At 64.0% G+C, this 20,526-nt stretch carries 23 protein-coding genes; 16 read left to right on the top strand and 7 right to left on the bottom strand.

The window, feature by feature from the left end:
- Positions 1-127 precede the first annotated feature (127 nt).
- The 7 genes from NLM15_RS20550 to NLM15_RS20520 all read left to right on the top strand — a co-directional run bounded on the left by NLM15_RS20550 (position 128) and on the right by NLM15_RS20520 (position 7,305).
- Positions 128-421 carry a hypothetical protein gene (locus NLM15_RS20550; RefSeq protein WP_375166853.1) on the top strand — a complete coding sequence of 98 codons (294 nt, stop codon included), beginning with the start codon at positions 128-130 and terminating at the stop codon, positions 419-421.
- Between the two features lie 95 nt (positions 422-516).
- Positions 517-1,464 carry a formylglycine-generating enzyme family protein gene (locus NLM15_RS20545; RefSeq protein WP_254124305.1) on the top strand — a complete coding sequence of 316 codons (948 nt, stop codon included), beginning with the start codon at positions 517-519 and terminating at the stop codon, positions 1,462-1,464.
- Positions 1,461-3,170, top strand: coding sequence for an arylsulfatase (locus NLM15_RS20540; protein WP_254118866.1), 1,710 nt, complete (start codon positions 1,461-1,463; stop codon positions 3,168-3,170). Before NLM15_RS20545 ends, NLM15_RS20540 begins: the two co-directional genes overlap by 4 nt.
- A 107-nt stretch (positions 3,171-3,277) precedes the next feature.
- Positions 3,278-4,258, top strand: a complete 981-nt coding sequence (locus NLM15_RS20535; RefSeq protein ID WP_254124304.1) for an HAD family phosphatase — start codon at positions 3,278-3,280, stop codon at positions 4,256-4,258.
- Positions 4,259-4,485: 227 nt separating this feature from the next.
- A complete protein-coding gene (locus tag NLM15_RS20530) occupies positions 4,486-5,274 on the top strand; it encodes a hypothetical protein (protein WP_254118865.1) in 789 nt (262 codons plus the stop codon).
- Positions 5,275-5,334: 60 nt separating this feature from the next.
- On the top strand, positions 5,335-5,955 hold the full coding sequence (locus tag NLM15_RS20525; protein ID WP_254118864.1) for a DUF502 domain-containing protein: 621 nt from the start codon (positions 5,335-5,337) through the stop codon (positions 5,953-5,955).
- Positions 5,956-6,030: 75 nt separating this feature from the next.
- Positions 6,031-7,305, top strand: coding sequence for a DUF3300 domain-containing protein (locus NLM15_RS20520; protein WP_254118863.1), 1,275 nt, complete (start codon positions 6,031-6,033; stop codon positions 7,303-7,305).
- A 104-nt stretch (positions 7,306-7,409) separates the two neighbouring features.
- On the opposite strand, the gene NLM15_RS20515 is transcribed toward NLM15_RS20520, so the two are convergent.
- On the bottom strand, positions 7,410-8,426 hold the full coding sequence (locus tag NLM15_RS20515) for an ABC transporter substrate-binding protein (RefSeq protein ID WP_254118862.1): 1,017 nt from the start codon (positions 8,424-8,426) through the stop codon (positions 7,410-7,412).
- Between the two features lie 100 nt (positions 8,427-8,526).
- Between NLM15_RS20515 and NLM15_RS20510 the strand changes: the two genes are divergently transcribed.
- The 6 genes from NLM15_RS20510 (at position 8,527) to NLM15_RS20485 (ending at position 13,722) form a co-directional block, all read left to right on the top strand.
- A complete protein-coding gene (locus NLM15_RS20510; protein WP_254118861.1) occupies positions 8,527-9,174 on the top strand; it encodes a TetR/AcrR family transcriptional regulator in 648 nt (215 codons plus the stop codon).
- Positions 9,175-9,257: 83 nt separating this feature from the next.
- Entirely contained in the window at positions 9,258-10,028 is a 771-nt protein-coding gene (locus tag NLM15_RS20505; protein WP_254118860.1) for an ABC transporter permease, read from the top strand.
- Between the two features lie 16 nt (positions 10,029-10,044).
- Positions 10,045-11,082: an NAD(P)-dependent oxidoreductase gene (locus NLM15_RS20500; RefSeq protein ID WP_254118859.1), complete on the top strand. Its 1,038-nt coding sequence runs from the start codon at positions 10,045-10,047 to the stop codon at positions 11,080-11,082.
- Complete coding sequence (locus tag NLM15_RS20495; protein ID WP_254118858.1) at positions 11,069-11,890, top strand: GNAT family N-acetyltransferase; 822 nt, start codon at positions 11,069-11,071, stop codon at positions 11,888-11,890. The genes NLM15_RS20500 and NLM15_RS20495 overlap by 14 nt, the downstream gene beginning before the upstream one ends.
- A 6-nt stretch (positions 11,891-11,896) precedes the next feature.
- Complete coding sequence (locus tag NLM15_RS20490; RefSeq protein WP_254118857.1) at positions 11,897-12,952, top strand: dihydrodipicolinate synthase family protein; 1,056 nt, start codon at positions 11,897-11,899, stop codon at positions 12,950-12,952.
- Positions 12,940-13,722, top strand: coding sequence for an ABC transporter ATP-binding protein (locus tag NLM15_RS20485; RefSeq protein ID WP_254118856.1), 783 nt, complete (start codon positions 12,940-12,942; stop codon positions 13,720-13,722). Before NLM15_RS20490 ends, NLM15_RS20485 begins: the two co-directional genes overlap by 13 nt.
- Before the next feature lie 146 nt (positions 13,723-13,868).
- On the opposite strand, the gene NLM15_RS20480 is transcribed toward NLM15_RS20485, so the two are convergent.
- The 4 genes from NLM15_RS20480 to NLM15_RS20465 all read right to left on the bottom strand — a co-directional run bounded on the left by NLM15_RS20480 (position 13,869) and on the right by NLM15_RS20465 (position 17,065).
- Positions 13,869-14,960, bottom strand: coding sequence for a TRAP transporter substrate-binding protein (locus NLM15_RS20480; protein ID WP_254118855.1), 1,092 nt, complete (start codon positions 14,958-14,960; stop codon positions 13,869-13,871).
- Positions 14,961-15,162: 202 nt separating this feature from the next.
- Positions 15,163-15,666 carry an SMI1/KNR4 family protein gene (locus tag NLM15_RS20475; RefSeq protein ID WP_254118854.1) on the bottom strand — a complete coding sequence of 168 codons (504 nt, stop codon included), beginning with the start codon at positions 15,664-15,666 and terminating at the stop codon, positions 15,163-15,165.
- Positions 15,667-15,770: 104 nt separating this feature from the next.
- The gene (locus NLM15_RS20470; RefSeq protein WP_254118853.1) at positions 15,771-16,028 is read right to left on the bottom strand and encodes a hypothetical protein; all 258 of its coding nucleotides are present in this window, start codon (positions 16,026-16,028) and stop codon (positions 15,771-15,773) included.
- 80 nt (positions 16,029-16,108) lie between these two features.
- A complete protein-coding gene (locus NLM15_RS20465) occupies positions 16,109-17,065 on the bottom strand; it encodes a DUF2778 domain-containing protein (protein ID WP_254124303.1) in 957 nt (318 codons plus the stop codon).
- 189 nt (positions 17,066-17,254) lie between these two features.
- On the opposite strand from NLM15_RS20465, the gene NLM15_RS20460 reads away from it, so the two are divergent.
- Positions 17,255-17,692 (top strand): DUF1810 domain-containing protein, encoded by a 438-nt coding sequence (locus NLM15_RS20460; RefSeq protein ID WP_254118852.1) that lies wholly within the window; start codon positions 17,255-17,257, stop codon positions 17,690-17,692.
- A gap of 9 nt (positions 17,693-17,701) precedes the next feature.
- Here NLM15_RS20460 and NLM15_RS20455 read toward each other — a convergent pair whose 3' ends face one another.
- On the bottom strand, positions 17,702-18,478 hold the full coding sequence (locus tag NLM15_RS20455; protein ID WP_254118851.1) for a crotonase/enoyl-CoA hydratase family protein: 777 nt from the start codon (positions 18,476-18,478) through the stop codon (positions 17,702-17,704).
- A gap of 40 nt (positions 18,479-18,518) precedes the next feature.
- On the bottom strand, positions 18,519-19,037 hold the full coding sequence (locus tag NLM15_RS20450; RefSeq protein ID WP_254118850.1) for a tautomerase enzyme: 519 nt from the start codon (positions 19,035-19,037) through the stop codon (positions 18,519-18,521).
- A 67-nt stretch (positions 19,038-19,104) separates the two neighbouring features.
- Here NLM15_RS20450 and NLM15_RS20445 point away from each other — a divergent pair, with 67 nt between their 5' ends.
- Both NLM15_RS20445 and NLM15_RS20440 read left to right on the top strand, forming a co-directional pair.
- Positions 19,105-19,716: a TetR/AcrR family transcriptional regulator gene (locus NLM15_RS20445; protein ID WP_254118849.1), complete on the top strand. Its 612-nt coding sequence runs from the start codon at positions 19,105-19,107 to the stop codon at positions 19,714-19,716.
- Between the two features lie 15 nt (positions 19,717-19,731).
- Positions 19,732-20,517, top strand: coding sequence for a 2-keto-4-pentenoate hydratase (locus NLM15_RS20440; RefSeq protein ID WP_254118848.1), 786 nt, complete (start codon positions 19,732-19,734; stop codon positions 20,515-20,517).
- Positions 20,518-20,526 lie beyond the last annotated feature (9 nt).

Genomic DNA, 20,526 nt, shown 5'->3' with positions numbered 1-20,526 from the left:
CGAACATGTTCGCACCTTACCGATATCCGTTGCCGTGAGATGATGCGCCAGGCGTGAGGGACGCGTCCAAGGAAATCATCTTCGATGTCCCGAAGCGACAATACCGCTGTCATATGTCGATGCGGTCTTGGTCTCGATGTCGCGTGTCTTCGCAATCAACGTGCGGCGAAATGGCATGGAGGGAATTCGCACCATCATCGACCACTTCCCCCAACGCGAACTCGACATTCGTCGCCGCTTCGCGCGCGATGCGTCCTTCAGGGCGATCTGCGCCGACTACGAGGAGGCAGCAAAGGCACAACATCACTGGCAACAGGCCGCGAACCAGGGAGATCCCACAGCAGCGAGAAACGTCGAAGACTACACCAATCTGCTGATCGAGCTGGAGCGTGAAATCCTATCGCATTTGAATCGTTCGTGAATGCGGAACCAAATCCCTTTGAAGCACGACGGATGCAGCCGTCAGAATAGTTGGAGACGGAACTCGTGAGTAACGCCCGGAGACTGGTCGAGCACATGGATGACGCGCTCCCCTCAGACAGCATCTTCATTCCGGGCGGCACATTCCGCATGGGATCAGATCAGCATTATCCCGAAGAAGCGCCATCGCACATGGTCAGCGTCGACGGGTTCTGGATGGATCGCACGCCGGTGACGAACCGGCAGTTCAAGGAATTCGTGCGAGCCACCGGCCATGTGACGTTCGCAGAAGTCGCTCCGGACTCAAAAGACTATCCGGATGCCTTGCCGCACATGATCTACGCGGGGTCGCTCACCTTCACGCCGCCCGATCACCCTATCGATCTTCGCGACTACAGCCAATGGTGGACGCTGCTCAAGGGGGCGAACTGGCGCCATCCCTATGGTCCGAACAGCAAGATAAAATCGCTGGACGATCACCCCGTCGTTCACATCGCCTATGCCGACGCGCTCGCTTATGCCCAATGGGCCGGCAAGGACTTGCCAACGGAAGCCGAGTGGGAATTTGCCGCTCGCGGTGGCCTCGATGAGGCGGAGTATGCCTGGGGTGACGAGCTGGTTCCCGGCGGCGTCCATCAGGCCAACATTTGGCAAGGTCACTTCCCGTTCGAGAACCGGCGCGAGGATGGCTTTGAGCGTACCTCGCCTGTGATGACCTATCCGCCCAATGGTTATGGCGTTTACGACATGATCGGCAATGTCTGGGAATGGACCAGCGACTGGTGGGCTCCGAAGCACCAGGCCGACGCAAAGAAGTCATGTTGCATTCCCGAGAACCCACGCGGCGGCTCCGAACATGACAGCCACGATCCGTCGCTGCCGCTAAGCCGGATCCCGCGCAAGGTGATCAAGGGCGGTTCGCACCTCTGCGCGCCGAACTATTGCCGGCGCTATCGACCGGCTGCGCGCCACGCCGAGCCGATCGACACGTCCACCAGCCACCTCGGGTTTCGCTGCGTCACACGTCCAGGGAGAGAGACATGATTGACAAGAACACGAACGATACGCTGAATCGCCGTAACCTGTTGCTTGCGACCACTTCAATGGCCGCTGTTTCGGCTCTCTCCTCGATGGCGCCAGTTCAGACGGCACAGGCGCAGCAGACGCCGCAGCCTCCGGCGGCGTCGGGTGCGGGAAAGCCGAACATCATCTTCATCGTGTCTGATGACTTCGGTTACGGGGATGCCGGCTGCTATCTCGGCGGCGAGAATCGCGGCATGCCGACGCCCAACATCGACAGGCTGGCCGCCGAAGGCATGCAGTTCCTCTCCTTCTACGCCCAGCCGAGCTGCACGCCCGGCCGCGCTGCAATGCAGACGGGCCGCATTCCGAACCGCAGCGGCATGACCACGGTGGCATTCCAGGGCCAGGGCGGCGGCCTGCCGGCCGCCGAATGGACGCTCGCCTCGGTCCTGAAGACGGGCGGCTACAAGACGTTCTTCGCAGGCAAATGGCACCTCGGCGAGGCCGACTACGCTTTGCCGAGCGCGCAGGGCTACGACGAGATGAAATATGCCGGCCTGTATCATCTCAATGCCTACACCTACGCCGATCCCACGTGGTTTCCGGACATGGATCCTGAACTGAGGGCGATGTTCACGCGGGTGACCAAGGGTGCATTGTCCGGCAATGCGGGCCAGCCGGCGAAGGAAGACTTCAAGATCAACGGCCAGTACGTCAACACGCCGGACAAGGGCGTGGTGGGCATTCCGTTCTTCGACGACTATGTCGAGAAGGCCTCGCTCGATTATCTGGAGCGCAACAAATCATCGACGCAGCCCTTCTTCATGAACGTCAACTTCATGAAGGTGCATCAGCCCAACATGCCGGCGCCCGATTTCCAGGGCAAATCGATGTCGAAGTCGAAATACGCCGACTCGGTCGTCGAAAACGATGCCCGGATCGGCAGGATCCTCGACAAGATGCGCGAGCTCGGTCTCGACAAGAACACCTATGTGTTCTGGACGACTGACAATGGCGCCTGGCAGGATGTCTATCCTGACGCGGGATATACACCGTTCCGCGGAACCAAGGGTACGGTCCGAGAGGGCGGCAACCGCGTGCCCTCCATCGCATGGGGCCCAGGTATCAAGGCCGGGACGAAGAATGCCGACATTCTCGGTGGCCTCGACTACATGGCGACATTCGCCAAGCTTGGCGGCGTGAAGCTGCCCGAGAACGACCGCGAGGGTAAGCCCATCATCTTCGACAGCATCGATATGTCGCCTGTCCTGTTCGGGACGGGCAAGTCGGAGCGCAAGAACTGGTTCTTCTTCACGGAATCCGAGCTCTCGCCGGGGGCCGCCCGCGTCGGAAACTACAAGGCAGTATTCAATCTGCGCGGGGATAACGGTGCGAAGACCGGCGGGCTCGCAGTCGACAGCAATCTTGGCTGGAAGGGAGCGGAATCCTACGTGGCAACAGTGCCACAAGTTTTCGATCTCTGGCAGGACCCGCAGGAGCGATATGACGTGTTCATGAACAACTATACGGAGCACACGTGGTCGCTGGTCACGATCAATGCAGCGATCAAGGATCTCATGCAAACCTACGTGAAGTATCCCCCGCGGAAGATCCAGAGCGAAACCTATGCGGGACCGATCACGATCCAGCAGTACGAGAGATTCAGTTTCTTCAGGGATCAACTGGCCAAGGATGGCTTCCAGATCGGCCTGCCCAGCGGCAACTAGACCACACGGACTGAACGGCCCCGACGCTTTCGGGGCCGTTCAATTCTTGGTGTCGCATGAGAACGGAAAAGGGACTCATGAAAAGACTATGGATCGATCGGCGTTCGATGTTGGCGGGTTTGCTGCTGTCGGCCGCCGCGACACCTATGGCTGGGCGTGCGCTGGCGCAGGCAGATCCCCTCCCATCTTGGAATGAAGGCAAGTCGAAGAAGTCCATACTGGATTTCGTCTCTGCAGTGACGCACGAGGGCGCGCCGGATTTCGTTCCCCCTTCCGAGCGCATCGCGACGTTCGACAACGACGGTACGCTCTGGTGCGAGCAGCCGATGTATGTCCAGCTCGCGTTTGCGCTCGCTCGGGTGAAAGCTCTGGCCCGCAAGCATCCGGAATGGAGGCACAAACAGCCCTTCCAGGCCGTGCTCGAGAACGATCTCGCTTCCCTCGCCAAGGCGGGCGAGAAAGGCCTGGTCGAGCTCGTTATGGCAACTCATGCCGGCATGACTACGGCAGAGTTCGAAAAGATCGCCAGCGACTGGATCGCAAGCGCGCGTCATCCGAAATTCAATCGACCGTATACGGATCTCGTCTACCAACCGATGCTGGAGTTGCTCGCCTATCTCCGGGCCAATGGCTTCAAGACCTTCATCGTCTCGGGGGGCGGCATCGAGTTCATGCGTCCCTGGAGCGAACGCATTTACGATATTCCACCCGAACAGGTCATCGGATCGAGCATCAAAACCGCGTTCAAGGTCGGCAAGGACGGGCCGGTGCTGATCCGCCTGCCGGCCATCGATCTCATAGACGATGGGCCCGGCAAACCGGTTGGCATCAATTCACACATCGGCCGCAGGCCGATCGCGGCCTTCGGCAACTCCGATGGCGACTTCCAGATGCTGCAATGGGCAACCGCGGCTCCGCGTCGGCGCCTTGGGTTGATCGTGCATCACACGGATTCGGAGCGTGAATACGCCTACGACCGCAAGTCTCCATTCGGAAAACTCGACAAGGCACTCGATGCGGCGGCCTCCAATGGCTGGATCGTGGTCAGCATGAAGGAGGATTGGAAGCATGTCTTCAACTTCCAATAGCCAACGAACGTCTGGCGTTTGTCACGATCGCCGGCCGGTCCAGCTGGCGAGACGTCTGACTCAATTTTTTCCCGGTCGAAGGCTCCCTGGCACAAACAGCATATGCGCCTTGATGCAAAATGCGATCAAATGCGGCTGGCCGGTGGCGGAGCATCAGGTGCCATGTCGTATCGGAGCCATGAACTCAGCAAATTGCGCCCCCGTCGAATGGGCTTTTGTCATCGATCGTGGTGCTCATCACAATCCTATGCGCCACAGAGGCCTTCTCACAGACGGCGGCGTCTACAGCACCCGACAACAACGGTCTCGATTTCTTCCGGCCGCCGCCGAACCTGTTTCAGTTCCAATATGAATATCGGACGGCACCCGGGACCACGCGCGATGTCACGACCCAGACGCTCAATCTTCGCTACGATCACGCCTTCTATCTGTCTCCGACCTTGACCATCGTGACGCGGACGGATCTTCCCTTGCTGGCCAGGAACACGATCAACGCGAGCAATCCCAACGGCGATTACCTGTACGGCGTTGGTGATGCCGATATCCAGGCTGCAATCATTCACGACATCGATACCCGCTGGGCGGTCGGCTTCGGCGCGCGCCTGATCACACCTACCGGCGCCGATCCCCTGGGCTCGGGAAAGTGGCGGGTGATGCCGATCATGGGTTTCCGCGTCGCACTGCCGGAGATCAGCAAGTCGAGCTATTTCGAGCCGATCTTTCGCTACGACGTCAGCGTGGCCGGCGACCCGACCAGGAGGAACATCAGCAATCTGCAATTTGGCCCTGCCCTGAACATCGGCCTTCCGGATCGCTGGTTCGTCACGTTCTATCCGAGTCAGGACATTCGCATCAATTTCGGCGACCCGATCACAGGGCAAACCGGCCGCCTGTTCCTGCCGCTGGACGTCCGGGTCGGAAGAAGGTCTCCGACCACCTCGCCGCTTCACTCGAGGTCGGCGTTCCCATCATCAAGGACTATCCCGTCTACAATTTCAAAGGCCAGTTTCGGCTGAACGTCACGTGGTAGCTCGTTTCGGCAATATCGCCCCTCGTCGACATTAGGGACAAGTGCGATGGCGGCTTTCTTAAAGACGACAATCATCGGCGGAGCGCTGTTTCTGCTGCCTGTCGCCCTCGTCCTTGTCATTCTCAGTCACGCGATGCGGATTGCGTTGAAGGCTGCCGCCCCGATCTCGCACGCATTGCATTTCGACGAAATGGGAAAGATCGCAGGGGTCGGGATCGTCACGGTGCTCGCGCTCGTTCTCCTCATCCTGGTTTCGTTCGTCGCCGGCTTCGTCGCGCGGACCAGGATCGGCACTCGTATCAGCGCGTGGGTCGAGCAATCATTTCTCGGCGGCATTCCGCAGTATCAGATGGTGAAGAGCATGGCGCAGGGCCTGACCAGAGCCGAGGGCGTCAGCGACGACTTCAAGCCGGTGCTCGTGGATACCGGCGGTGGATGGCAGATCGGGTATCTGCTTGAGGCGCTCGAGGACGGCTGGGTGGCGGTCTTCGTTCCGCAGGCGCCGACACCGCTCGTCGGCAGCATACGCTTCTATCGCAACGACCGCATCAAGCCACTCGACATCACCATGCTCGAGGCGCGAGCGATCGTGAAGAACATCGGGCTTGGCTCGGCAGCGGCGCTTCGGGGAGTCGATTTGGACAAACTCGCGACTTTGCCGGCCTAGCTCGGCCGGTTTTCGGCATGCTCACTGCGGAAGGATTTGAGCAGAATTCGGCAAGCAAGAAGAAGAGGACATGCAATGCGAAAGCGTTTCACTGCAACTATTCTCTGTGCCGTGGCATGCGTTGCTGCGATGGTCGCGACCGCAGCATTCGCGCAGACGCCGGCGGACCAGAAACCGGTGGCTGACCAGGCCGCGGCGCCCGCTTCGGCCGCCAGCAAATTGCCACAAGGGCAGATCGAGCAGCTCGTCGCTCCGATCGCGCTCTATCCGGATGCGCTGCTGTCGCAGATCATGATGGCCTCCACCTATCCGCTTGAGGTGGTCGAGGCGGCGCGCTGGATCGAGACCAACAAGGGTGTCACCGGCAAGGCGCTCGAAGACGCGATGCAGAAGCAATCCTGGGATCCCAGCGTCAAGGCCCTGACATCCGTTCCGCAGGTGCTCAAGATGATGAGCGAGAAGCTCGAATGGACCCAGCAGCTGGGTGACGCGTTCCTCGCGCAGGAGCAGGACATGATGGACGCCGTGCAGAGGCTGCGCCAGCGCGCGGAGGCCGCCGGCAATCTGAAATCCACACCGCAGCAGAAGGTCACCAGGAGCGCGCCACCGGCCGGTGTGTCCGCGCCGGCAGGGATGCAGCAGGCGATCTCGATCGAGCCCGTCGATCCCGACACGTACTATGTTCCGGTCTACGATCCCGGTGCCGTCTATGGCGCGTGGGATTACCCGGACTACCAGCCGTTCTACTGGTACCCGCCGGGCTACGTCGCCTCGGGCGTGATCGGCTTTGCCGCAGGCGTCGCCGTCGGGGCGGCGATCTGGGGCGGCTGCAATTGGTGGAACCGCAACGTCTACGTCAACGTCAACCGCTACAACAGCTTCAACCGCACCAACATCGTCAACAACGCCTGGGCCCACAATCCTGCCCATCGCGGCGGTGTCGCCTATCGCGACGCCGGTGTCGCAGGCCGCTTCCACAGCGGCAACACGCCGGCCGCGCGGGAGGCGTTGCGCAACCGCACCGGTGCCGCGGGGGCCAGGATCTCGGGCGCAGGCGCCGGCCGGGCCAGGAGCGCGGTCACCCAGCGCACCGGCAATCGTGGTGCCAGCGTGTCCCACCGGACCAGTTCGAGGCAGGTCACCCGCGCGCGAACCGGTGCCGGCAATCGTGCAGCCATCTCGCACAGAAGCGTCACCCGATCGCGCGTCAGCGGGCGTGTCGGCGGTGGCGGACGGCCGGCTGCGATCCGGGCTGGCGGCGGCATGCGGGCGGGCGGTGGCGGCTTCCACCGGGGGGGCGGCGGCTTCCGCGGAGGCGGCGGCTTCCACGGCGGTGGCCGGCGGCGCTGATTTGATCGGACGAGCACACTCATCGATGGAGCGCAGCGCAATCCGGGGCCCCTCTCCCTGCACCATCCCGGATTTCGCTGCGCTCCATCCGGGCATGGGGTGCCCTATTTCTTCACCTTGCTCGCATCCATCTTGATGCCGGGATCCAGCATCTTGGTGGTGAACGCCGTGCTGACGTCGAACGGCTTCTCCATGCCGAGATAGGTCTGGACCAGCTCGTAGTCCTTCTTCATCCGCTCGCCGTCGATCCAGCCGAGACCCTTGGTCGTCGTGAACTCGTCGGTCATGAGATATTTGATGCGCTCCCACTGACGCTCCTGGTTTTCCTTGTCGAGACCGGAGACCTGGTCGAGCAGCGCCTTCAGGCACGGCGCGGCGTCGGCGACGCAGGCCGCAAAGGCCTTCTGCGAGATGCGCACGAACTCCTCGACCAGCTTCGGGTTCTTCTGCAGATAGGCGCCGTTCACGATCAGCGAATTGCCGTACGGATTGAGCCCGATGTCCTTCCAGTTGACGTAGCCGAGATCCTGCCCGAACTCGATCACCTTCAGATCGTGCTCGTTGTAGAAGTCGCTGATGATGTCGACGGTGTGGCTCTTCAGCGCCGCGATCTTCGCGGTCGGCCCGATATTGACGAAGCTGACGGCATCAGGCGCGAGCCCAGCGGCCTTCGCAAAAGCCGGCCACATCACGCGCGAGGCATCGCCGGGCGGATTGCCGATCTTGTGGCTGGCAAAGTCCTTCACGCCGTTCACGCCGTAGCTCTTCAGCCAGTAGAAGGTCTGGCCGGTGTTGGCGTAGATGCTCATCAGCGCGACGTCGTCGGCGCCCTTGCTCTTGGCGACCAGCATGGTGGCGAGATCGGCGATGCCGAACGGCGAGCCGCCGGAGCCGACCTTGGCGGCGGAGACGCCGGAGCCCTTGCCGACCTCGATGGTCAGGTCGATGCCTGATTTCTCGTACCAGCCTTGCGCCTTGGCGAAATAGAACGGCGAATGGTCGGCCGTCGGCGTCCAGTTCAGGATCAGGTTGACCGCCTCGCCCGCGCCCGCCGGCGCCGCCGGCACACCGAGCACCAGGGCCAAAGCCAGAGCCGAGCCCGCCGCCTGCAAACGCTTCATCGCATCTCTCCTCATTGCCGCGACCCGGCTTGTCGCTCTCCCCATGTGAGGATACCAATGCAACAAGCCCGCCCTCGACTTGTCAACTGTCTGGTTGGAAATGCCCGCAAAACGTTCAGGCGACACCGTGCCGCAGCGGCGCGACCCCGTCGCCACCCGCAAGAAGCTGCTCACCGCGGCGCGCCTGGAATTCGCCCGGCACGGCTTTGCGGGCGCCCGCGTCGACGAGATCGCCGAGCGCGCGGGCGTCAACAAGCAGTTGGTCTATCACTATTTCGGCGACAAGGACGCGCTCTATCTGGCCGTCCTCGAATGGGTTTACGCCGATATCCGCGAGCAGGAACGCCAGCTCAATCTCGAAGGCCTGCCGCCCGAAAAGGCGATCCGGAAGCTGATCGAGGCCTCGTTCGATTATCTCGCGACGAACCCCGATTTCATCGTGCTGCTGAACGACGAGAACCGCGGCGGCGCCCGCCACGTCCGCGGCTCGACGCGGCTGGAGGCGATGCATTCACCGCTAGTGAAGAGCGTCTCCCACATCCTCCACGAGGGCGTCCGCGCCGGAATGTTCCGCAAGGGGATCGACCCGATCCAGCTCTATATCTCCATCGCAGGCCTCAGCTATTTCTATCTGTCCAACACCCCGACGCTGTCGGCGATCTTCGGCAAGGACCTGTCGAGCCGGGCGGCAAAGCGCGCCCGCCGCCGGCATGTCGCCGATCTCGTGCTGCATTCGCTCCGGCCCTAATCAACCAACTGGTTGAAACTTCCCGCGGGGACGGTTAGGCTTACGACCTGCGGCACAGTCGCCGCGGCAACAGGGAGCAACCGGTGACGGGAGACGGCGCACGCACCTCGCGCAGCTTTGCGATCATCCTGATCGTGCACCTCGCCGTGCTCGTGCTCTGGCAGGTCGCGGTCGATGCCTTCCACGTGCCGAAATTCATCCTGCCCTCCCCGCTCGCGACGGTGCAGACACTGGGAACCGCGAGCTACGCCTGGGGCGCCAACACGCTGGTCACCGCCATCGAGATCCTCGGCGGCTTCGCGCTCGGCGCGTTCGTCGGCGTCGCGCTTGCCGTGATCTTCAGCTGGGCGCCGCTGCTCAGCCTCGTGCTGCTGCCGCTGTTCGTGACGATGAACATGATCCCGAAAGTCGCGCTCGGGCCGCTCTTCATCGTCTGGTTCTCCTACGGCATCATCCCGAACATCCTGATCGCCTTCAGCATCTGCTTCTTCCCGATCCTGCTCACCACCGCGCGGGGCCTGCGCGAGGTCGAGCCGGATCTGCTCGACCTCGTCAAATCGCTGCGCGGGTCGCGCTGGACGCTGTTCCGCAAGATCCAGCTGCCGGGATCGCTGCCTTACGTGTTCTCCGGCATGAAGGTCGGCGCCATCCTCGCGGTCGCCGGCGCCATCGTCGGCGAGTTCATCGCCTCCGAGCGCGGTCTCGGCTACCTCATGATCCAGGTGCAGTCGTCGCTCGACACGCCCGCGATGGTGATGGCCGTCGTGCTGCTGACCCTGCTCGGCGTCGCCCTCTACGGCCTGGTCCTCGCCCTCGAACGCATGTTCGTGGTCGGCGACGCCAGGCAGGCTTAACGACAAGGACCGAACCATGCTGCTCACCCGCCAGACGCTGCCGAAGACCATTCCGGACATCGCTGCGCTCGACGATCTCTTGTGCCGGCCGACCCAGGCGCTGATCGACGACCTCGCCAGGGTCGAGGGCGACATCATGATTTTGGGTGTTGCCGGCAAGATGGGCCCGACGCTGGCGGGGCTGGCGAAGGCCGCCGTGCCCGATCGCCGCGTCATTGGCGTCGCCCGCTTCAGCGACCCCGGCGTCAAGGACTGGCTGCATGCGCGCGGCGTCGAGACCATCAATTGCGACCTGATGGACGAGAAAGCAATTCAGGCGCTGCCGAAAGCGCCGAACATCATCTTCATGGCCGGCCGCAAGTTCGGCGCCGAGGGCGACCTGTCGCTGACCTGGGCAATGAACGCGCATGTGCCGGCACTGGTCGCGCAGGCCTTCCCCTCGTCCCGTATCGTCGCGTTCTCGACCGGCTGCATCTACCCCTTCGTCCCCGTCGACGGCAAAGGCGCGACCGAGGACATGGCGCCGAACCCGCCCGGCGAATACGCCCAGTCCTGCGTCGGCCGCGAGCGCATGTTCGAATATTTTTCGCGCAAGTTTTCGACGCCCGGCCGGCTGTTCCGTCTCAACTACGCGATCGACATGCGCTACGGTGTGCTGCACGACATCGCCACGAAAGTGCTCACGGGCGCGCCGATCGACGTCAGCCTCGGCCATGTCAATTTCATCTGGCAGGGTGATGCTTCCGCGCAGGCACTGCGGTGCCTGGCGCATTGCACGGTGCCGACCTCGCCGATCAATGTCAGCGGCCACGAGATTTTGGCGGTGCGCGATCTCGCCGCAAAATTCGGCGCCCGCTTCGGCCGCGCGCCGGTGCTGACAGGCAAGGAAGAGCCGACGGCGTGGCTGACCGACACCTCCAGGGCGGTCGAGCTGTTCGGCCTGCCGGTCGTCGACACCGAGCAACTGATCGCCTGGACCGCGGACTGGGTCTCCCGTTCCATGCCGAGCCTCGGCAAGCCCACCAAATACGAGGTGCGCGATGGACGCTACTGACGGCCCGCCCGTCATCAAGCTCAGCGTCGAGGACGCGATCCCCGGGCTGGCACTCTCGACGGAAGCGCACTGGAACCAGACCGAGGAGGACTGGCGCATCTTCCTGCACGACGGAATCGTGTTCGGCATCCGTGACGGCGCGCGACTGGTCGCCACGGCCGCCTTGCTGCCCTACTCCGGCAACAACGCCTGGATCAGCATGGTGCTGGTATCAGGCACCCACCGCCGCCGCGGCCTTGCCACGCGCCTCGTCGATGCCTGCCTGGAAACGGCGCGCAAGAACGGCCTGACGAGCTGGCTCGACGCGACGCCCGACGGCGCCGCCGTCTACGGGCCGCTCGGATTCACGCCGACACTGCAATTGCGCCGGCTGAGGCTGGTGCAATCCGCGCGAGCGGCCACGCCGGCGCCGTCATCCGCGACGCTCGAGGCGTTTCGCGCGCGGGACCGCCGCGCCACCGGTCTCGACCGGACCGCCCTCCTCACCGCCTTTGCGCAGCGCTCGGGCTCGCGCATCCTTTCTACCAACGGCGCCATCGCGCTGGTGCGCGACGGCCGGACCGCGCGCCATATCGGCCCATTGTTTGCCGATCACGCCGCCGCCGCGCTGACCCTCGCCAATGCGATCGCGCAATCGCAAGGAGGCCCACTCCTGCTCGACGCCGTCGCCTCGCAGGGCGCGTTCCTGGAAGGATTGACCGCGTCGGGCTGGACCATCGAGCGGCCGTTCCAGCGCATGCGGTTCGGCCCCGCCACCGCCACGGCCGAGGAAATGCCATTCGCCGTCGCCGGCCCAGAATTCGGATAGGACATCATGCACCACAGCCAGATCAACGCCGACATCCGCAAGCTGATCGCTGAGGGCACCGTGCTGCCGGCGCACCCCCTCGCGCTCACCGCCGAGCGCCAGCTCGACAAACAGCACCAGCGCGCGCTGACGCGCTATTATATCGACGCCGGTTCGGGCGGCCTTGCGGTTGGCGTCCACACCACGCAATTCGCGATCCGCGACGTCGGCCTTTACCGCCCCGTGCTCGAGCTTGCCGCCGAGACCGCCGCGAGCTGGACCAAACGTCCGCTGGCGATGGTCGCGGGCCTTGCCGGCCCGACGCAGCAGGCGATCACGGAGGCCCGCACCGCGCGCGATATCGGCTATCACGCCGGCCTGCTCAGCCTCGCCGCGATGAAAAGCGCCTCAGAGGACGAGATCATCGCGCACTGCACGGCGGTCGCCGCCGAGATCCCGCTGGTTGGCTTCTACCTCCAGCCGGCCGTCGGCGGCGTCATCCTGTCGAGCCGGTTCTGGCAGCGCTTTGCCTCGATCGACAACGTCATCGCGATCAAGATCGCGCCGTTCAACCGCTACCGGACGCTCGACGTTCTGCGCGGTGTTGCAGCCGCCGGCGCGCTCGACCGTGTCGCGCTCTACACCGGCAATGACGACCACATCCTGCTCGACCTGCTGCTGCCGTTCGACCTCCGTGACAAGGGCGTCACCACCCGCACCTACTTCAAGGGCGGCCTGCTCGGCCACTGGTCGGTCTGGACTGCGAGCGCGATCAAACAGTTCGAACGCTGCAAGGCGGCGCGACACAAGGACAGCGTGCCGGCCGACCTGCTCGCGCTCGATGCCCGCGTCACCGATTGCAACAGCGCCTTCTTCGACGTCGCCAACAATTTTCACGGCTGCATCGCCGGCTGCCACGAGATTTTGCGACGCCAGGGCCTGATGAAAGGCCTGTGGTGCCTCGATCCGAACGAGGGGCTCAGCCCCGGGCAGAAAGAGGAGATCGACCGCGTCTGCCGCGAGCACGCCGACCTCAGCGACGACGCCTTCGTCGCCGCCAATCTGAACAAATGGCTGGCATGAGCGCCGAGCCCTTCATCAGCCTCAGCGGCGTCCGCAAGGTCTATCGCAGCGGCGGCGCCGAATTCCTGGCGGTCTCCGACGTCACCATGGACGTGCAGGAAGGTGAGCTGGTCTCGCTGGTCGGCCCCTCCGGCTGCGGCAAGACCACGGTGATGAAGATTCTGGCCGGCCTGCACGGCGCCGACGGCGGCACGGTCAGAATCGGCAACGCCAGAAGTCCGTTCGACCCGAGCCGCGACATCGGCATGGTGTTTCAGCAGGCCTTGCTGCTGAAGTGGCGCACCATCCTGGACAACGTGCTGCTGCCGGCCGAGATCGTCGGCCTGCCGATCAAGGCTGCGCGTGAGCGGGCGCGCGATCTGCTCAACCTCGTCGGCCTTGCCGGCTTCGAGCAAAAGTATCCGCAGCAGCTCTCCGGCGGCATGCAGCAGCGCACCGCGATCGCGCGCGCCTTCATTCACGATCCAAAGCTGATCCTGATGGACGAGCCGTTCGGCGCGCTGGACGCGCTGACGCGCGAGCAGATGAACCTGGAGATGCTGCGGATCTGGCGCGAGAGCGGCAAGACCATCATCTTCGTCACGCACTCGATCCAGGAAGCCGTGTTCCTTTCCTCGCATTGCGCCGTGCTGACGGCGGGTCCTGCGAAGATGGCCGACTATTTCCCGATCGACCTGCCCTTCCCGCGCGACCTTCCGCTGAAGACGACGGATGCGTTCGGCGCCTATGCGCGCCGGATCTATGCGAAGCTGGGTTTGGGGGCCGCGTAGGCCGCTTGCTCAAAATTCGTAGGGTGGGCAAAGCGAAAGCGTGCCCACCACTGCCAGTGATGCAAGGACTGGTGGGCACGGCGCAATGGCGCCTTTGCCCACCCTACGAGAGCGGGGTGCGGCGAAACCACCGCGCCCCCCTCACGTCAGCTCTTGTTGCGCATCTTGCTGAGCAGATAGTTGTCGTAGAAGTTTTCCGCGATCTGCGTGTAGAACAGCAGTTCCTTCATATAGGCGTCGTGGCTCTCCTTGGTCCGCTTGAACAGGTCGCTCTTGGCGGCGAGCTCGTTCAGATGCTCCTGGGTCGCGTTGTAGCAGGCCTCCAGCACCGGCTGCGGGAACGCCTTCAGCTCCGCGCCGTTCGCGATCAACCGCTTCAGCGCCGCCGGATTCACGCTGTCGTATTTCTCGAGCATCCAGGCGCCGGCCGCGGACGCGGCCTGGTTGACGATCGCCTGATACTGCTTGGGCAGCGAAGCCCATTTCTCGTCATTGACGATCATGTGCAGCATGGCGCCGCCTTCCCACCAGCCCGGGAAGTAGTAGTACTTTGCGACCTTCTGGAAGCCGAGCTTCTCGTCGTCATAGGGACCGACGAATTCGGCGGCGTCGATCGAGCCCTTCTCCAGCGCCGCATAGACGTCGCCACCGGCGAGCTGCTGCGGCACGATGCCGAGCCTGGCCAGCACATGGCCGCCCATGCCGGCGATGCGGAATTTGAGGCCCTTGAGATCGTCGACGGTCTTGATCTCCTTGCGGAACCAGCCGCCCATCTGGGTGCCGGAATTGCCGCAGAGGATGGCGTGCGTCTTGAAGGGTTTCAGCGCCTCGTTGGTCAGCTCTGCGCCGCCGCCGAAATACCACCAGGATTCCTGGTGGCGGTGGTTCATGCCGAACGGCGCGCCGGTGGCATAGGCCAGCGCCGGCTCCTTGCCGATGTAGAAATAGAGCGGCGTCTGCGCCATCTCGACGGAGGCGACGCTGACGGCATCGAGCGCCTGGAGGCCGGGAACGAGCTCGCCGGCCGCAAAGGTCTGGATCTGGAATTTGTTGTCGGTGGCCTCGGCGACGTATTTCGCAAAGGTCTGCGCCGTGCCGTAGATGGTGTCGAGCGACTTCGGGAAGCTCGACGTCAGGCGCCATTTGATCTCGGGCGCACTCTGCGCGATCGCGGGTGCGGCAACCAGCGTCGTCGCACCGGCGACGGCACCGCCCTTGAGGAATGTACGGCGTTTCATGATGGGACTCTCCCTTAAATCAAGGCTTGAAATAGTTGGCTGGGCCACGGTCTTCCCGGACCGTTTGCCCGTTCCTGCCACTCAGTTCAAGCCATGATAAAGGAGGGACGACCTGCCAAAAGCGTGACCGGCCCCTGTCATTGAGCCGCACTTCACGCGGGCCTTGCGGCTTACATTGACGTAGCGTGGGCACGCCCCCGCCTCACGCGGCCGCGGCTTCCTCGTACAGTCCGGCCATGAAATCGCTGAACGTCGGCGCGAGCGGCAGGACATAGCCCCATTGGTCCGACATCGCTTCAGCGAGCGTCCAGGGCTTCTCGTATTCGGCGACCTCGTGATCGATGAACCAGATCTTGCCGAAGTGCGCCTTCTCGATCGTCATGCAGATCGGATTGCCGCCGTGGTCGCTCATGATCCACAGGAGCTCATCGACGGTCGGCCATTGCGGTGTCTTGCGCGTTTGGACCAGCGAGCAGACGTCGCCCCGCAATCCCAGCACCTCCTGCACTGCCCCGGCCCAGTGCCCTTGCGGCCAGTTGAACTCGGCCGAGCCCTGATGATAGCCGCCGGCGCAGGCCAGCACGAACCGGCGATAGTCATCCGGCAATCGGCAGCCGATGGATGTCTCGAACGCCTCGAGCGCGGCTTCAGTCGGTTGCTTCGTGCCGGCGCGATCAACGCCCCCGATGAATTTTGCGATGTCCATAGGCCCTCTCCTCGACGCGAAAGCGCGCCATGCCTTCGTCGCGGCCACATCGAGACGGGTTCGAGCAGTGAGGATCGGGAACGGGATACGAAGCGCGGGACTGCTCAGAGCAGCTTGGCACTGACGAACAGCGCGCGCACGGCGTTGGTCGCCTGCACCGCAAGCATGCCGTTGTCGGCAGCGCCTTCGAGCGCCGCGACCGCGTCTTCATGCAGCGAGCGGAATTCCATCCACTCGACCGATTTGAAGTTGGTGAGGAATTGATAGGCCTGGCCGACCGTCGCAATCGCCAGCGTGTCGCCATTCAACTTGATCTTGAACGTGGTACGCAGCGGGGTCTCGGAACTCTGGGGATCACTCATGGGCTGCTTCTGGACGATGACGGCTTAACGAAGGGAAAACGGCAGCCCCGCCGCAGCAGGCAAACCTCGGATATCGAGTATCAGGAGTCGGTGCTCGCGCGTTGCGCGGCAATCGCCGATCCGCTCAGGCTCGGCACGACGACGAGGCGATTGAACTCGCCATTGTCCCAGGCCTTGAGGAAACGATCATAATCCTTGATCGAGACGCAGCCGTTGGAATCGCCGCGCGGTCCGAGCATGTAGCTGTGGGTGAGAAGGCCGACGCGGCCCAGCGCACTGGTGCCATCGGTGGGCGTCAGGCGCAGCGCGCGGATGCCGTGGAACAGTTTTTCGCGCGGCTTCAGGTCGTAGGTGGCGGGCGGGGTCGCGCCGACCATGCGCTGGTCGACATGATCCGGATCGTCCATCAGCGCACCCATGCCCGAATGGGCTTCCAGCGCGACGCCGCTCGGCAGGTATAGGGCCTTGGCCTTGATGTCGTAGACCGCCGTGCGTGAATCGTAGCCGAGCGCGGCAAGATCGGGTGCCTTGGCGGCGAACAGGCCGCTGTCGGGCGTCAGCGAGGCCAGTTTGATCTTGTCGGTGAACTTCTCGAAGAAGTTGCGGTTGTCGACCCTCGGATTGGTCTCGGCATAAGCCTGGCTGGACGCGATCTGGGCGGAGAGGTCCGCCTGCGTCGGGCGCGAGCGCGGCATCGGAACGGCGTCGGCGCGCTGGGTGGTGGGCCTGGTCTCGTCAACCACGTGCCGGTCATCATCGGTCAGGGTCGAGCGCCACTCGTCGCCCTGGAGCTTCTGGGCCAGCATCGCCTTGGCGTCGCGCAGCTTGAGCTGGACGGCACTCACGGCCGAACGCTCCATCGTGCGCAGGCCGAGTTCGCGGGTGGGCGGGTTGCTGGATGCCGAAGCGAAACGGTCTTCGAAGGACGGGGTGTTGGCCGGCGGCAATGCGGCGGTGACCAGCGGGGTCGAATCACCCATGTCCGCCACCCAGGCAGCAGCCCCCAATGCCAGCGCGACGGCGGCCAAAGACAGCAGTATCGTCTCCGCTCGCCCAATACGGCGGCGCGACAACAGCCTCTCGGCGCGTGCGCGGTCGGAAACCATCAGATCCCCAAATCGACCCCCGGGGGGCCCAACCCCCGCCCGGAGACTCTATACCAGCTACCACATTGGGAGCTAAAAGTTAGGCATAATCGCGGCCGGCAAGGCAGCCCAGGGTATCCCATGACCGATCCTTTCGATCTAGAGCGCTTTATCCGGGCCCAGGACCCGGTTTTTCGCGCCGTCCAGGGGGAGCTGGCCCGCGGCCGCAAGCAAAGCCACTGGATGTGGTTCGTCTTCCCGCAAATCGAAGGCCTCGGCCTCAGCGCCATGTCGCAGCGCTACGCCATCGCCTCCCGCGCCGAGGCCGAGGCTTACCTCGCCCATCCTGTCCTCGGCTCGCGCCTGATCGAATGCACCCGCCTCGTGCTCGCGGTCGAAGGGCGGACCATCAACGCGATCCTCGGCGCACCCGACGACGCCAAATTCCGTTCGTCGATGACGCTGTTCGGCGCCGTGTCCGACGAGCCCGTTTTCGGCGAGGCGCTCGCCCGGTATTTCGCCGGCGAGCGCGACGGGGCCACGCTGGAGATACTGTCGAAGCTCGATCGGCCGGCGTAGCGCTTGGGATCAGCGCCCCTCGAAGACGGCCGCGCGACGCTCGATGAAGGACTGAATGCCTTCCTTCGCATCGGCGCTGCCGAGCACGCGGTCGCGGATCTTCGGAATGTAAGCGATCGCCGCCGCCTCACCGCCTTCGATGTATTTCGCAGCCGCTTCCTTCGTCACCTGGATGCCGAGCGGCGCATTGCGCGCGATGATCGCGGCGAGCGCCATCGCCCGTTCGCCCTGCTCTCCCGGCGGCACGACCTCCTGCACGAGGCCGATCGCGTGGGCCCGCTCGGCTGAAAACTCGTCACACAGGAACAAATGGTACATCGCATCGCCCCAGCCGGCGCGCGAGAGAAAGCGGAAATGTGCACCGCCCAGCGGCGCGATGCCACGCTTGGACTCCATCTGGCAGAAGCGCGAATCCGCGGCAGCCACCACGATGTCGCCGGCCAGCATCAGCTCGATTCCGATCGTGAACACGATGCCCTGCACGGCGGTGATAACCGGCTTGCGGCAACGCTTGGTCAGCCCGAACGGATCGACATTGCCCTCCTTGATGTTGCGCTTCTCGGCGGTCGGCCCGAAGAACTTCGGCATATCGAGCCCGGCGGTGAAATCGTTGCCCTCGGCGCAGATCACGCCGACGCGGTAAGCCTCGTTGTCGTGCAGTTCGGTCAGCGCATCGGACAATTGCTCCATCATCACCGGAGTGAACGCGTTCTTCTTTGCGGCGTTGTCGATGACGATCTTCAAGACATGGACGTGCACCTCGGTGCGGATCTGACCTTCGCTCATTCGTTTCTCTCCCGATTGATCGCTTGATGTTGGCCGCAAATCAGGCCGGCGGCTGAATCGCCGCGCGAATCGCCTCGATCCGCGCGGGCGTGAACACACCGGAGTCCAGAAGCTGGAGGATCGAGAGCACGCCGCCGCGCGATCCCCAGCTTCCTTCGTCGATGATCTCGAAATTGACCCACCAGGTCGGCGCAGGCGCCTGCATGCCGCAGGCCTCCGCAAGCCGCGCCAGCACGTTGCGGATCACCTCGGCCCGCACCCCGGCAGGCCAGGCCGCGTTCATCACCGCGATGTTGACGGTGATGATATCGCGCGGCGTGTCCTGGTCGGACAACAGCCGGCCGCCGATCGCCATGCAGTCGGGCGGCAGGTCGTGGAAATGCACCTGAAAGCCCATTCGCGCCGCCGGCGCATGCTGGCCGACCTCGGGCTCGAGCACCGCGTCGGTCAGGCTTTCCGCGAGACGGCGGCGCTGCGCCAGGCTGAGCCGGCCGGCAGGCGCGGTCACGGTGATGATGGTCAAGGTGACGTCCTTTTCCACGAATATGACAATCGTCATATTTCAGCTTCACTTGCCTATGTCAATCGTCATAGTCTAGATGAGAGAGCCAACCGCGGAACTTCCGATGACCACCACCACACGTGACAAGATGATTGCCGGCGCCGCCGACCTGATGAGCCGGCGCGGCGTCAACGCCACCAGCATGCGCGACGTTGTCCGCCATACGGCGACGCCGCGCGGTTCGATCAGCCACCACTTCCCGGACGGCAAGCGGCAGTTGATCGCCGAGGCCGTGACCTTTGCCGGCAAGCAGGTGTCCATTCCCCTGGAGAAGGCCATGACCGAACGCGGCGTGATCGGCGGCCTCAGCGCATTCGTCGCATCCTGGCGCCGCCGGCTGGAGGCGACCGGCTTCGAGGCCGGCTGTCCGGTGCTCGCGGTCGCCGTCGACCGCTATGTTGGCGAGGCCTCCGACAAGGACGACGAGACGGCGCAGCAGCATCTGCTCGACCTCGCCGACGGCGTGTTCGCCGATTGGCAGCAGATCATGCGCACGGCCTTGCTGCGCGAAGGGCTCGCCGCGGAACGGGCGGAGCGGCTTGCAACACTCGTCGTCGCCTCGATCGAAGGCACGGTCGCGCTGTGCCGCGCGAGCCGCAGCGCAGCCGCGCTCGACCAGGTTCAGGAGGAGCTGGAGACGATCCTGTCCACCGCCCTCGCCCGCACCACCAGGTAGAATGGAGACGCACCGATGGATCAGTCCCGACAGCGCGAGCTCGCCCGTCATCTCGCCAATCTGCGCCGCGAGGGCCGGCAACAAAGCGGCCTCGATGAACGGCTGGTGCCGCCGGATGCCGACACGGCGTACCGCATCGCGCAGATGGTGGAAGAGGAACTGGGTTGGGACGTCGTCGGCTGGAAGATCGCCGGCATGAAGTCCGGGCTCCAGCGCCAGCTTCGCATCTCTTCGCCGATCTATGGGCGGGTGTTCGCGCCCCTGATGAAGGCGTCGCCCGCAAGCGTCGAGCACGCCAAGCAGTGCAGCCCGATTCCGGAGGTCGAGTACCAGGCACGACTCGGCGCCGACCTGCCGCCCCGCGCGAAGCCCTATACGGTGGACGAGGTCGGCGATGCCGTCGCCTCGCTGCATCCCGGCATCGAGCTCGCCGAATGCCGCTTCGTGCACGACGCCGCGTTTCCGCCGATGCCTGCGATCATGGCCGATGGCTCCGGGTCCGGAACGATCGTGCTTGGTGAGCCCATCGCCGATTGGCGTAGCCGCGACATCGCGAATCAGGACGTCGTTCTCAATTGCGACGGCGCCGAGCGACGTCGTGGCAGCGCTGCAGAAGCGATCGATCATCCGCTGGTGCCGCTCGCCTGGCTCGCCAACGAGCTGTCACGGACCGGCATCGGCCTCAAGGCCGGGCAGACCATCAGCACGGGCACGCTCACCGGCATGCTGCGGCCGAAGGCGGGCGAGACTTACGTCGCGGATTACGGTGCGCTGGGAACCGTGACCGCGACCTACGCTTAGACGAATGGA

Source organism: Bradyrhizobium sp. CCGB20 (assembly GCF_024199855.1).
In the GTDB taxonomy this organism is placed as follows: domain Bacteria; phylum Pseudomonadota; class Alphaproteobacteria; order Rhizobiales; family Xanthobacteraceae; genus Bradyrhizobium.
Note: the sequence above shows the minus strand (reverse complement) of the source record. Positions and strands in the feature narration are given on the sequence as shown.